The sequence below is a fragment of the Sporosarcina ureae DSM 2281 genome, from assembly GCF_000425545.1.
In the GTDB taxonomy this organism is placed as follows: Bacteria; Bacillota; Bacilli; order Bacillales_A; family Planococcaceae; genus Sporosarcina; species Sporosarcina ureae.
Genome location: NZ_AUDQ01000022.1, coordinates 1 through 13,149 on the forward strand (window position 1 = coordinate 1; position 13,149 = coordinate 13,149).

The 13,149-nt window shown below is 38.6% G+C and carries 16 protein-coding genes and 2 pseudogenes; 16 read left to right on the forward strand and 2 right to left on the reverse strand.

Going from position 1 to position 13,149, the window contains the following annotated elements:
* Window positions 1-197, reverse strand: a pseudogene (locus H605_RS18085) (IS110 family RNA-guided transposase); the annotation flags it as partial.
* A 707-nt stretch (window positions 198-904) separates the two neighbouring features.
* Between H605_RS18085 and H605_RS18090 the strand changes: the two are divergent.
* The 13 genes and pseudogenes from H605_RS18090 to H605_RS0115175 all read left to right on the forward strand — a co-directional run bounded on the left by H605_RS18090 (window position 905) and on the right by H605_RS0115175 (window position 11,087).
* A complete protein-coding gene (locus H605_RS18090; RefSeq protein ID WP_335695474.1) occupies window positions 905-1,135 on the forward strand; it encodes a GNAT family N-acetyltransferase in 231 nt (76 codons plus the stop codon).
* Between the two features lie 94 nt (window positions 1,136-1,229).
* Window positions 1,230-1,484, forward strand: coding sequence for a hypothetical protein (locus tag H605_RS0115115; protein ID WP_029054986.1), 255 nt, complete (start codon window positions 1,230-1,232; stop codon window positions 1,482-1,484).
* 657 nt (window positions 1,485-2,141) lie between these two features.
* Complete coding sequence (locus H605_RS0115125) at window positions 2,142-3,092, forward strand: CobW family GTP-binding protein (RefSeq protein WP_029054987.1); 951 nt, start codon at window positions 2,142-2,144, stop codon at window positions 3,090-3,092.
* 198 nt (window positions 3,093-3,290) lie between these two features.
* Window positions 3,291-4,166 carry a permease gene (locus H605_RS0115130; protein WP_338062918.1) on the forward strand — a complete coding sequence of 292 codons (876 nt, stop codon included), beginning with the start codon at window positions 3,291-3,293 and terminating at the stop codon, window positions 4,164-4,166.
* Window positions 4,167-4,181: 15 nt separating this feature from the next.
* A complete protein-coding gene (locus H605_RS0115135; RefSeq protein ID WP_029054989.1) occupies window positions 4,182-5,090 on the forward strand; it encodes a TIGR03943 family putative permease subunit in 909 nt (302 codons plus the stop codon).
* A gap of 417 nt (window positions 5,091-5,507) precedes the next feature.
* Window positions 5,508-6,017 (forward strand): MepB family protein, encoded by a 510-nt coding sequence (locus H605_RS0115140; RefSeq protein ID WP_029054990.1) that lies wholly within the window; start codon window positions 5,508-5,510, stop codon window positions 6,015-6,017.
* 240 nt (window positions 6,018-6,257) lie between these two features.
* A pseudogene (locus tag H605_RS19490) lies at window positions 6,258-6,437 on the forward strand (VOC family protein); the annotation flags it as partial.
* Between the two features lie 222 nt (window positions 6,438-6,659).
* Window positions 6,660-7,136 (forward strand): YxiG family protein, encoded by a 477-nt coding sequence (locus H605_RS0115145; RefSeq protein WP_029054991.1) that lies wholly within the window; start codon window positions 6,660-6,662, stop codon window positions 7,134-7,136.
* A gap of 401 nt (window positions 7,137-7,537) precedes the next feature.
* Window positions 7,538-7,702, forward strand: coding sequence for a hypothetical protein (locus tag H605_RS19035; RefSeq protein WP_155979551.1), 165 nt, complete (start codon window positions 7,538-7,540; stop codon window positions 7,700-7,702).
* Between the two features lie 424 nt (window positions 7,703-8,126).
* The gene (locus H605_RS19270; RefSeq protein ID WP_156875511.1) at window positions 8,127-8,294 is read left to right on the forward strand and encodes a hypothetical protein; all 168 of its coding nucleotides are present in this window, start codon (window positions 8,127-8,129) and stop codon (window positions 8,292-8,294) included.
* Window positions 8,295-8,575: 281 nt separating this feature from the next.
* On the forward strand, window positions 8,576-8,761 hold the full coding sequence (locus tag H605_RS0115165; RefSeq protein WP_029054993.1) for a hypothetical protein: 186 nt from the start codon (window positions 8,576-8,578) through the stop codon (window positions 8,759-8,761).
* Window positions 8,762-8,887: 126 nt separating this feature from the next.
* A complete protein-coding gene (locus tag H605_RS18095) occupies window positions 8,888-9,229 on the forward strand; it encodes a hypothetical protein (protein WP_051210624.1) in 342 nt (113 codons plus the stop codon).
* 382 nt (window positions 9,230-9,611) lie between these two features.
* Window positions 9,612-11,087 carry a WD40/YVTN/BNR-like repeat-containing protein gene (locus tag H605_RS0115175; protein ID WP_029054994.1) on the forward strand — a complete coding sequence of 492 codons (1,476 nt, stop codon included), beginning with the start codon at window positions 9,612-9,614 and terminating at the stop codon, window positions 11,085-11,087.
* A gap of 176 nt (window positions 11,088-11,263) precedes the next feature.
* Here the strand turns inward: H605_RS0115175 and H605_RS0115180 are convergent, their stop codons facing one another.
* Complete coding sequence (locus H605_RS0115180) at window positions 11,264-11,692, reverse strand: HEAT repeat domain-containing protein (RefSeq protein ID WP_029054995.1); 429 nt, start codon at window positions 11,690-11,692, stop codon at window positions 11,264-11,266.
* Window positions 11,693-12,133: 441 nt separating this feature from the next.
* On the opposite strand from H605_RS0115180, the gene H605_RS0115190 reads away from it, so the two are divergent.
* The 3 genes from H605_RS0115190 (at window position 12,134) to H605_RS0115200 (ending at window position 13,045) form a co-directional block, all read left to right on the forward strand.
* A complete protein-coding gene (locus H605_RS0115190; RefSeq protein WP_029054997.1) occupies window positions 12,134-12,403 on the forward strand; it encodes a hypothetical protein in 270 nt (89 codons plus the stop codon).
* Between the two features lie 147 nt (window positions 12,404-12,550).
* The gene (locus tag H605_RS0115195) at window positions 12,551-12,781 is read left to right on the forward strand and encodes a hypothetical protein (RefSeq protein ID WP_029054998.1); all 231 of its coding nucleotides are present in this window, start codon (window positions 12,551-12,553) and stop codon (window positions 12,779-12,781) included.
* A gap of 84 nt (window positions 12,782-12,865) precedes the next feature.
* Window positions 12,866-13,045, forward strand: a complete 180-nt coding sequence (locus H605_RS0115200; protein WP_029054999.1) for a hypothetical protein — start codon at window positions 12,866-12,868, stop codon at window positions 13,043-13,045.
* The last annotated feature ends 104 nt before the right edge of the window (window positions 13,046-13,149 follow it).

Sequence of the window (13,149 nt, forward strand, 5' to 3'; positions counted from 1 at the left end):
TGTTTCTTGGCGCTAAGAATGCATTCATAGAAGTATTCGAATCCTTGATTGGTTTGATGTACAGGGAACGATTTCTTCAGGATCATTCCACGTTCATCGACCATGCAGGCGTAATGTGTTCGTTTGGCAATGTCCATTCCGATGACTAGCGTTTTATCTGTAACTTGATTAATCTTAGCGTTTTGCGTAAAATTCATTGTGAGTCCTCCTTGGTATTTAAATTAGGGGTCAATTCGTGCAGATTTGACACCCCGCATCATACCAAGAGGGCTCTTTGTGTTCAAGTCCCCGAAAAAGCTTCTAACAGGAATGCTCCTCTTTTTATATATTTAATTTGCGGTTTGGAGACTTTTCCCTCTTCCACCGACAATATTTAATTTATCCTGCTATCATAACACAGAGATTATTAATATACATAAAGGAGACAACCTCCTCTGTCTGTAATTCAATCCTTAATCCTGTCATTTTGAAAAAAGATTTTGTTTATCATTTTGCGGAGTACCACAACGGATTAGAGAAAAGATATGACTACTTTAATGAATATTTAAAAAACAATCTTTGTACAACCACTCTATTACGAGGAGTAAACTTTCCAGCAAAAACAATTTCATTATGAAGTAATAGTTGATGACATAATAATCGAAGTAATTGTTAAATATACAGATGGAAATTCTGGACAACAAGATTAAGATGATGGTACCACAAGTTCTTAATAGAAAAGGATGCCTGGTGGATCAAGAATCAATAATCAACTTGCAGGTCATTTCAAGGAATAATGAATATACAATCGACATACAAAACGGAAATGTAAAAATGACTAGGGGAATTCAAATGGAAGTATATCAAACTACGATTGAGGACTTGGAAGGTGTAGCAAATTTATTCGATGCATACCGCGTGGACTATGAAAAAAGCCTGGATACTGAACGATATGTTTGTAGATCCAGAAGCTCGGAAGCTAGGAATTGGTCAAACGCTTTTACAAAAAGCAAAAGACTATGTACAGGAAATAGGCGCAAAAAGCATTGTTTTAGAGACAGCAGCGGATGACTACACGGCTCAAAAACTTTATGAGAATAACGGGTATGAGCGCGATACACAACTCTATCATTATGAATTAAAATCAAGTAACTAATTGCTAGGTATGTAATATTGCAACATTAATTATGTAATAAGGTCATCAGGTGTGGTTGCTGTAGAAGTACTTTGCCTGGATCGGAGGTTGAAAGATGACGCTTAAATGGAAAATAGAAAATAGTATATTTGATAGCTTGTTCGAAGCAGATGTTTGGGCCGATTCCATAGCAAATGAAATGTATGCAAAGCTGTACGATGGCTATGACACGTGTGATTATAAAATAGCGTATTCGTTAGCTTTTAGACTTGCTGCGATAGAAGAATTCAGAGTGATTACAGATAACTCAATAGAGGATCGATATAAAGTTTGGGTCATGCCTTCTACGAAGGGAAGAATATTTCAATAACGCTAAAAAGTGATTAGTGAGTGCTGATCCAATAATTACAGTTTAGCGCTGGGCAAGGTGAATGGGGAGACAAGAATTTGAGAAAACGTCATATTAAATTTTTGAAATATTTTTTAATTCTTTTCGTTATTTGTATACTAAGTAATATCATTTTTAAAGATGATCTCAACGTATTAACTGCTTTTTCAGTAGCGCTCGGTGTTAGTCTAGGAATCGCATATTTGAGTCCATACTTTATAAAGGAGTGAAAAAGTGCAACATCTTTACGTTTAAACGATCGTATGGTGAAAATCCTAGCTATAGTAGATAGACGAGTAGACTTTGGTTTTTTCGTTGTGGTCGTCACACACGATTCGGCACAAGCGCGTTCGAGATTGGACAGACCGCCTGCCTAGAATTGCAAATGCGCCTGTTAAAGTGAAGCAGTCTACTTGTCCAAAACCGACACCTCTTCGGTGGCCGGAATGAAGCGCTTTATCCTGCTCGTTGCGATAAACGGCGAGTAAGTTATTCCCCGCATGTTTTCATACTCCGTTCATATTCCCTCCGCCTGCTGCGTATAGTGGGTGCTATAGTGGAAAGACGGCGATTTTCAAATCGTAATCATTCCGATTAACGCACTTGCGGCAAAACAATTAGGCAGAAGGGGAGAAGAAAATGAAGATACCGGTATATACGATTAATGGATTTCTCGGCAGTGGAAAAACGACGATTTTGCTTGCGATGATGGAAGAATGCAAGCGGAACGGTTGGAAAGCGGGGATCATCCTGAATGAATTGGGAGAGAAAACTATAGAGGAAGACTATTTCGAAGGACAGAATCTGAAACAGCTGCTAGACGGCTGCATTTGCTGCACGATGCAGGACGGTCTTCAGGAAACGCTCCGCTCCATCGCGGCCGAGCCGATAAATATCCTCCTCATCGAAGGGACAGGCGTGGCGAATCCACTGGCGATAGAACGAACGCTCATCAGTGCGGAATTTCGGGAATTATTTGATCTGTATTCCATGATCAGCGTGGTGGACGCAAGCAAATTCCTCGAGTACCGGAACCGCTTTTCCAGTAACAAGGAAATTCGCCAGTTGCTGCAGGATCAAATGACATGCGCAAAGATGGTTGTCATCAACAAAACGGACCTAACAAAACCATCGGTACTCGCAAAGGTCGAGAAAAAGATGGAAATCTTGCTGCAACCGGACACACCTGTCTTCCGCACCACGTTTGGCAATTTGGAAATCGCACAATTGTTCAGGAGGAGGTACACATTGTCTGGACCGCACGCACAGGCAGCATCCGACCGAGTGCACAGTCACCATCAAGCCGTCATCCGTTCCATTCGTATACAAGACGTGCCGGCTATGACCCGGGAATCTCTCATTCGGTGGATTGAACAGCTGCCGCTGGACGTCCTTAGAGGAAAAGGGCTCGTCCATCTGCTGAATGAACCGGGCACCTATCTCATCCAGTTTTCCTCGGGGGAGCTAAGTTTGGAACGCATGAAGGAAGATGGCCGTGAACCGGTCATCATCCTGATCGGCGAAGGTCTGCAAGAGGAAGCAATGAACCGGAGACTCCTGGAACACGCGAAGGCGGGTTCCGTCCCATGACCACCTTCCACACATATAGCAAATGAACGCGCCGCCATCACCAAACCGATCAAAAAGTAGGATGTGACGCGATAGATGGTAACTATAATGAGAGATATAATCGGAATACTGGCTTTTCTCGTATTCGTTATGCTATTCCTTTACAACACCGAAGTGCTTGAGTACTTCGGTATCATAGTTCCCGACCAATGGTTGCACGTGAACACCATTTTCATCAGTATCCTGCTGGAGGCGTTCCCGTTCGTCCTCCTTGGTGTGTTCACGTCGGCGTTCATCCAGATGTTCGTTTCGGAGGAAACCTTGCGGAAGGTGCTGCCGAAACATGCCTATTTCGGCTTAATTTCAGCGGCTCTCCTCGGTGCGGTGCTGCCTGTCTGCGAATGCGCCATCATCCCGGTAGTGCGCAGGCTCATTAAGAAAGGGATGCCGCTCCATTTCGGCGTCGTCCTCATGATGTCAGCGCCCATCCTGAATCCGATCGTTGCCGCCTCCACCTACTATGCGTTCCAACAAGATCTGTCCGTGCTGTACTTCCGTATGGGACTCGGCTTTATCTTGTCGATCGTCATTGGCTTCATTATCTACCGGCTGTTTGGGAGCACCAACCAGCTAAGATGGACGAAGGACGGTCTGACCGGCGCGGCGGGTATCCGGAAAAGCGTCAGGACCAGCAAGGTCAAGCAGACGTTTTATCATGCGAGCGATGAATTCTTTGACATGGGAAAATATCTGATATTTGGCGCTTCCCTGGCAAGTATCGTCAATGTTTTTCTGGACCGGACGATGCTCGCTGCGCTGACATCAACGGAAGCGGGAGCGACTGGAATCATGATGGGCCTGGCGTTCATTATGTCCCTTTGCTCGGAAGCCGACGCATTTGTGGCTTCCTCCTTCTCCAATCAATTCTCGACGACTTCCCTGCTGGCGTTTCTAGTGTTCGGACCGCTGCTCGACCTGAAGAACACCTTGCTGTACTTTGCCTATTTCAAGACCAAATTCGTACTCATACTGATGGTCACCATCACCGTCGTCACATTCGGTTCAGTAATGCTGGTCCATTATTTACTGATGTAGGGAGGAGGGAAACTCATGAGAAACAGGAAAACGAACGCTTCACTGCAATTCCACATGTTCCTGAGGGCCATCATCTTCCTTGGCTTCTCCTTGCTCATCATAAAATTCGTCGTGAATGATACGATTCAGCTGTATATCGCGCCTAAAATGTTGCCATTCGTCTATTTTGCCGGGGGCTGCTTCCTAATTATCGGGATCTTTCTCTTATTCAAGAGCCTGTCGCCGAAACTGAAGGAAGATATGGAATGCAACTGCGGGGTCGACCATCAGATGAAAGGCTCTTTCATTACCAAGACCTGCATCTATCTGCTGTTCATCCTGCCCGTCGTCCTCGGTCTAGGGCTACCCGAGAAGGCCGTCGACAGCACGGTCGCCTCCAACAGGGGTGTCCAATATGGCGGCGGGTTGTACAATACGCCGGGCATCGCACAGACGGACAGTGAATACGGCGGGGTAGAAGGGGCGAACAGCGTCAGCGACGAAGAAGGCACCACGGAGGCGGACGCCGACTCGGAAATCATGGCCATCTACGGCGATCAGCTTAAGGAATATTCAGCCATGGACCATATTGAAATCACGGATGAAAACTATCTAGATGTGAGCTATCTGATCAACTTTTTTCTGGACGATTTCACCGGCAAAACTGTCTCCATCAAAGGCTTTGTCTACCGCGAGCCGGACTTCGCCGAAGACCAGATCATCGTAGCTCGTTATGCGATGAATTGCTGTGTCGCCGATGCCAGCGTATTCGGCACCATTGCGTTCGGCGAACAGGTTGGGTCCCTCCAAGATGACACGTGGATCGAGGTGACCGGGACGATAGAAGAATTGGTCTATCACGATCAGAGGATGGCTTCCGTACGGGCGGAGCAAGTCGATAAAATCGAGGAGCCGAAGAATCCGTATTTGACGCCACTTTATTGATTCAAAGTACCAGGTCCTGGAACTATTAAGTTTATACGTGGGAATCGGAGTAGTAGTTCCCGTACAATATAGGTATAGCAGAAGGCCATCTGATTGAGAAATCATTCAGATGGCCTTCTTTGTACTCATTTAGAATGATGGATTTGATGTTGATTCCAATAAAATTAAAGGTGCCTGTGCAAGAATATTTCATGAATGTTTGTTTTTCACACAGGTACTATTTCTAAAGAACCTGGCACCTGATTACAAAAAAGGACGCGTTCGTGAAGTGAACAACTAGGATTATTTCCAGCTTTTTGAGGTGTGAAACAAGTTATCGAATGAACCGAACCCTACAATTGATATAAGGGTGTTATGCTAGTAAATATATTTATCAGGATAATATTGTAAAAGATAACGAGTTCGAGGAGTAAAACAATGAAAGATTTTTATAGAGCATTAACCTATATTAGCGAAATGATGTATGAGCCAAATCATTTAATTTTAAATTCGGTGCATGAAGAAAAACAAAATGCTAAGTATGGGGCTGGTACATTTCAAATATCTTCTAGAACAGTTCGATTCAGAGTAGCGAATATCACACCTAGTAAAGTAGGGCAGTTTGTTGCGTTTTGGGAAAAGGATGAAAACAATAAAAACCAGCCGTATTCATATGAGGAAGCACCTGATTTGTTCGTGATCACTACTTTTAAAAGTGAACATGAGTTTGGACAATTTATTTTCCCAAAGGAAGTTATGTTCAAACAGAATATTCTCAGATCCAGTTCAACAAAAGGAAAAATGGCAATAAGAGTGTATCCAAGCTGGGATAGTCCCACTAGTAAACAAGCGATGAAAACACAGCAATGGCAGTTACCTCATTTTGTTGATATGAGGACCTTAAATACATTAACCGAAGACAAAATAATGGAACTGTATTTTTGTTAACTCACTGCAATCGAGTGCCTGTATTCAAGCGCCAATTTATGGCGCTATTCTGAGTGTTTTTAGGACCTGGTACCTGAGAAGCCGATCTTTGCGGTTGGGTTATGGTTGACCGGCCATCGGAACGCGTCCTGCTACATCATACATCAACGTTTTCCGAAGACTATCCCTTTATAGGATGCGATTGTATCATGAAGGATTTGTGGTCTTTTAGTAATAAGGTCAACAGATTGTATAAATATCAAATTGAATCTTGGCACACCTTCATTAATGTTTTTCTCGGAAGATCTTGATAAGTTGCATAGCACCCTGTCAAATAAAAATATCACAGTCGGAGAAATTGTAACTATGCCTTCCGGAAAAGTATTCAATTTTGCCGATAGCGAACAAAATTATTTTGCAGTTATGGAAAAGAGTAAATAACTTCTAGTAACACGTCGCATAAAAGAAGGATTTTGAAATCACTTCAATAAATTTACTTGGCAATTGGATAGACTTAGTGAAAGAAGAGGTTTTATAACTTCCTGAAAATACATTTGAAGTAAAAGTGAATTAAAATGAAGAAATAACTATAATGAAAAACTAGAACGTAATAAAATTTATTATACTTTATATAAAACAAGAGATGATTGAAAGGTGATATAAATGAAAAATAATAATGACTTAGTATCTCAAGAAATAAGAAGTTTATTTGCCGACAATGCTGAATTCTGGATTATTAATGACATACAAGTTAATTACTTAGAAGAAACCATTGTCTTAAATTTAGTAAGTGTTAGTAATCAACAGATTTTAAAAACATTTATTAAATTTAAACAAGTTATGTCACTGTTTATTTATCAAGACGCTGAAATAGAAACATATAGATTAAATAACTATAAAGAAAATGATCCTTTTTTACTTTCAGAAATTAGTTATCATCCTAATGGATTTGGAAAAATAAATATTAAGAGCCTAGAACCCGAATTACCACAAATTGAATCTATAAGTTCTTCAACTAATTTCTATTTCCAAGTTAATAATAAAGATTGTTTTTTTATTGAAGCAAATTCTTTGATGATTAACGAAAAAGTGTATCGGAATTTAATCGTAGACGAAGAAACTATTAAAAGTCCATATTAAATTAGAAAGTTTACTATAATATTCTTAAATCAGCGGAGCTAACACAATGTAACTATGTTAGGTTCATAAAGGAAGCTTTCATCTATTTGACTTAAACAAGCGAATGCGATTCTTGTATAAGAGATCTGCACTCTATTCAGTATTAAGGCCAAAAAGTACGAAAAAAGCGATTTGAACGGATTCAGAGAAAAAGATGAAAATATCTATACGCATTTGCTCCGTTCTCTCTGGAAAGCTTCGAAGTACGATAGTAAATTGCGTGAATTATCTCCAGAAGAGTTTGTTGAATTTACTAAAAGGGCTGTAAATATCTAGGAGTATAAAAGTTAGAATGAGGGGAGAGTATTTACATTTTTTTCTGTAAACTTGATTAAGAAAAAATATATAAAGGAGTGCTTGGAATGAATGAAAAAGAGTCTACAAATAAAAAATTTTTGAATACCACACTTACTTTTTTCGGGCTTATCTCTATATATACACTTATTCTTAATCCAGATGTAGGTATAAAAGAAATAAGTTTAATGTTGTTTTTTACACTGATTTTCTGGCTACTTAATAAGTTTTAAGAAAAGAGAAAAGATCAGAAAAAACAAAAAACACACTTACTTTTTATGGTATTATCATCTGGGATAATATAAAAAATAGAGGTAGATTAAGAAAGAATAGATTTCAACAATCCGTCCATTTGTTGGAAGTTAAAATAGCGAATTCATTATGAGGTGATCGTTTGGTGAAAAAAAGCTTTAAGTTCTCCTTAATATTTTTTGTGCTGATAACGCTCTGGAAGTGGTTTTCTACTTCGAAAATTCAATGGCTTGAGAATATAATCTTAACTATTGGAGTTACGTTAGTGTCTACGTTTGTAGATTGGGCAAGTAAACCTCTTGAGTACAAAAAGAGAAGTGATTAGTTTATGTTATGTAAAGTATTACCTTTTTTCAATCGGTCCATTTTGTAGCAAAATGACGTAAATATTAGGGGTGATTTACCATGTGGAAAAAGATATTAGTAATTTTTACGGTGGCAATTGGGGGTTTTATGCTTTCGTTGACGATTAATAGTTTGGGCGACACAGGTAATAAAATAATGCATTTCGGAGGAGGTTTGTTGATGTTCTCGGGCATCATAACAGCCTTTCAAATGAATAGAGAAAAATAAACCGTATTGATTTATCTGGGGCGATTGTCGAAGAAAATTATTCGTAGTCGCTTAGTTGATCGGAGCGGAAGCCGGCGACTCTGGAAGGATCAGCGGGACAGGTGAAACACCTAGCGAGCGAAGCGAGGAGTGTGGTTCACCGCCCGCCCATAAGACACGCGTCCGGCTGCAGCGCAGATCAACGGGTTCAAAAGCTGATCTTTCTAGGGTGTATTAACGGCAGAAGGTTAGTGCCTCTATCGGGCCAGATTGATTGTTTGATAATTTAAGGAGGTCACAATTTGGTTAATATATCGAGAGCATTCTTCTATCTAATTCTAGGCTTACTTACAGGGATTACAATTGTGAGTATGATGCGAAACGGAGAAATAAATTGGACAGTAATCGGTTATACAACTGGTACAGCTATCGTGGCTTTCTTTGTTATATCAGGTACTTACTTGGTTAGAAACTATAAAACCAATTGAACGCTATTATTCCTTTAACAGGGGCGATAGCTTAACAAAATTTATGCTGTTAACGGGTCATTATGTACTAAAACCAGAAGAAAGAAAAACTATTTTATTAAAAACAGATGAAAGATGGCGTTTGGGATGACTTTTAAAGATGAAAAATATCTACATATTTACGCTCAGCATTTTCCGCACGACGGGGCAGTGATTGTGGGAAATAAATTAGCACTATTAGAATTGAGACGAGCGATTGATGAGGCCTTGAAGAAACGCGAATCTGAAAGATATCTTACTGCGTCTGATGGAGAAGGTTATGAGGCATACATATTTAGGATTGAAGATGATGAGAGGGAATTATTTGAGTCTTTAGAAATGCCATATATTACGCAGTATTGTGATGTTAATTCGCATATATATTTTGTGAATGGTGGAAAAGAAAACAAACCACCTAATCCTATCGGGATTTTGTGGGAAAAGGAATAATAACTATGCCCCAAACAGGTGCGTTAACTGAACAACTGTTGCGCACCAAACGGGCCAAATTGTCGTTTACGTTGGGTTTGTAAATATTTTCGTTAGAGCGGTGTATGAAACGAGGGAGAAAAGTGTTAGCGATTTTTATATTAGTAGTTTTGATCGTATATTTGTTCGACTTTGCAAAAATAAGAAAACAGAATCAAACAGTGATTGAGCAGAATGATAAGATCATCTCTCTTAGAGGAAATAAAGAATAAACAATAATTAAGCTTCAATTGGGGCTGATGATTCAATAACGATTTCGCCTGCTTCAATCAATAGTATAGTAGACTGAAATTTCACGAAAAGCATATTCAAAATAAGAAGTGATTACGAATTTTGGTTAGGAGTGGTTTACATATTTAGAGGGAACCCGAAAAAGATATTGCTATCATTATTAACAAATCCATTATTCATACTTGTATATTGGATTTTTTGTTATGAATTAGCTTTACTCTGCATGTATGGAAGAATAGATCATACTGTTTCTATTTTATTCATATCTACAGTATCTTTAATTTCTATCATTGCATTTTCTGCAATAAAAATTGTAAAAGGTAAAGAACTACAACCCAACAAATGGATTCATTTAAAGGCATGGAAATATGTTTCTATTGTAATTATGATAGTCATAACCTTATTTTATGGAATGAAGATTTATCAAAGCGCAACCAATTTCGGAGGCGAACTAGCTTGGTTTATTGATAGATTAAAAAATGAAGTTTCAGTTGAATTTGAACATAACAATATATATGTGGATGGAGTAGAAGGGATTTTTACAGATATAAATAAAGAATATGCTTTGCCGAAGAAATTATATATGGAAAGTGATTTTCATCTTGAATTTAATCCGGATGGAACAATCACATCTTTCGATACATTTGTTTATGGGAAAAACGCTGATGAGAAGGAGGAAAGTTTTCTAATCACTTATGATCAAAATAAAGCGTTCACTATTACTATAAGAGTAAACGGATATCTACATGCCGATTATGATGAGGACAAACTAGTGGAGCCTTTAATAAGAACGGTTAAAGTTATTCCAGTTAAGCAGACAGTTGGTATGTGGAATGAAGGTAAGTATGGAGTAGTGTATTACGGGAAGAGAAATTGGGGCTACAATACTGAGGGGATTATTCACATCGATGAGAATGGTATGGAGCAGACTCCTACAAAAATCACTTCTGAAATAATTGGCTATACGGTATCTATTTTTGTCCCTGGAAAAGAGAAAGAGGTACTACCCGCAAGATATAATTTAATTGGTGATCCAGATTGGAGTCAGTCAAATACGACTCAAAATCAAGAAAGTTTTGAAGCTGATCGGCAAGAGATAGCTAATAGCAATGAACAGTTTTATTACTCAAAAGAAGTAGGATATATGTTAAATGTTACGGATAAAGCATTAGGAAGTACTTTGTATTCACTTAGGAAGACCAGTGACGGTGGTGAAACTTGGACAGTCATAAATCAAAATCCATTCAATGGAACAGTTGGTAGTGCAGCAGGAATAACTTTTATTAATGATGAAATTGGATTCTTAAGGGCAGCAAGACCTTCTGGTACTGAGGGAGTACTATATCGTACAAATGATGGAGGGATATCCTTCGAAGAGGTAAGTTATGCCATACAGGAAATGAAGGTAGATAGTGGGCAATCTATAAACCCTTTTGATTTTCCAGGTCTGCCCTTTGTGAAAGATGGGGTTCTTAATTTGTTAGTTGGGCAAGGATCAGATGGTGATTATAATGGTAATAGTAGTGGACTTTATCAATCAAATGATAAAGGTGTAACTTGGGAGTATATAAAAGAGGTTGAAAATTAATATTTTTATAAAATGGATATTTACAATGTAGAAATATCGGTGCTTCTTTTAGTATCTACGGTGAAACTTCATTCGATCATACTAGTAGTTTAGAAGAACCGTACCGTAAGATAAAAAAGCCATCCTCTCCACTAGGAGAAAGGATGGCTAACTTTCACATATTGTAAAATTACGGATTAGAGTTTTGACCAACGTTCCTCTAACCAGCTCATAAATTCTACGCCTTTGTCACCTTCATACGCATCAAAGACGTCTACACGCATACGCTTTAATTTATCCGCAAAATCAGCCACAGTATGATCTTTCGGCAAGCTCTTTTTGACCCGCAGGAAGATCTTGTCTGTGTTTTTGATAATATCAAAACGTGCAAGTGATGGTTTCTCCACGTCTTCGCCAAACGCCAAAAGTGCTTCATAGGCTGCTAATTGCACTTGGTGGACAGTATCATGCTGCATACGATTTTTTAATAAATCTATGACTTTGTCATGTTTATAATCCGATAATATGTTGACTGCTTCCAAACGCTCTCGCCAACTAGACGTATAATTGGCCTGTTTTTTTAATGCTTCATACTGCTCAGGTAATGCTGTTTCGATCTTTTTCACTTAATTGCACCTCTTTTTTTAACTAAAGAAAAAATAGATTCTTCTGCATCTCCTATTATACGTTGTCTGGGTGAAAATAGCGATGAATCGATAGTTAATCGAGGTGCCAGGTCCCCGAAACTATTCAGAATTGTTTTGGGACCTGGCACTTGAAAAGTAGTATGGGCTATCTTTGCAGTTGGGGAGTGGTTCATCGCCCTCCGGAACATGTCCGGTTATATCATATACACGTTTTCCGAAGGTTATCCCTTTATTGAATGCGATTATAAAATGAAGGATCTGTGTTTTTCAGTAATCGAGCCATTTAATTTAATGAAACCTATAGGGCATTCATCCGTACATAAATTAAGGAGAAAAAGGAAAGTAATATAGTTAATGGATGTATTCGTAGAATAAGCAGTTTTTATATAACCGGACAAAAACTAATATAGGGGTGACGGAATGAAGAAGGTATTTGAAGCTATATATGAGGGTCATCGATTACAAGTTGAGAATAGATGGTTTACAGGCGAGAAGTTGTATGTAGATGGAGAATTGCACGATGAAAATTTAGGCTTAGCATTTAGAGGGACTTTAAATGGGCGTATTAGGAATAAAGAAAATGAATCAAAGAGCATAAAAGTGACTTTGGGTGGTTTTTTTAGTATCCACTGTAAAGTCTTCGTTGATCATGTATTAGTTCCTTCATATCAAATTAAAATAAGTGATTAAATACTTCCAAAATAATTGGGGATGAGACAGGTTGTAAAAATATAAAGACTCCCAGCAAACTGGTGCAGTTGTAGAAGATGAATTATTAAATCATAAAGGGTTTACTAATGAAAGCGAGAAGTTTGGGCAGAAAGGATGAATGATTATATGTTATGGATACTTACACAAAATAAACAAAGCTTGATGAATGTAAGAGATGTCTCTGTAAAAGGAAAACATATCGTAGGGTTTATTGAAAGTAGTCTTTTGGATCAATGGAATAAAAGTATGGGTAAATATGAATCTAATGAAAGAGCAATAGAGATTCTTGAAGAAATATATAGTAGGATTGAAGAGAGTGCCGGTGCTTCTGTGACGTACACGATGCCTCAAAGGTAAGAATAACATGAATTAATTAAAGGATTTTTCAATAAGAGATAGTGTTCAGATTACGCAATAGTTATGTGTTGGAGGTGTGAAATAATGAAGACGACGACTGGATTATATCTTTTCTTTATAGCTATACATCTTGTCAATCTCGCAAATATTACGTTATCAAAAGGGGAATGGAACGGCATAACGATGTGGCTCAGTACAGGATTGTTTATAGCTGGTACCGCCTATTATGCATTTAATAAAAATGCTACTCGAAAAACAGTATAATCAATTTCAAAGAGAATATTCTCCAATAGAAGCAACTTTGTTTGTTGGAGTAGCCGCTTCTTGGGGTATTACTCGTGTTTGTGAAGGTAGATCACAATAAAAAA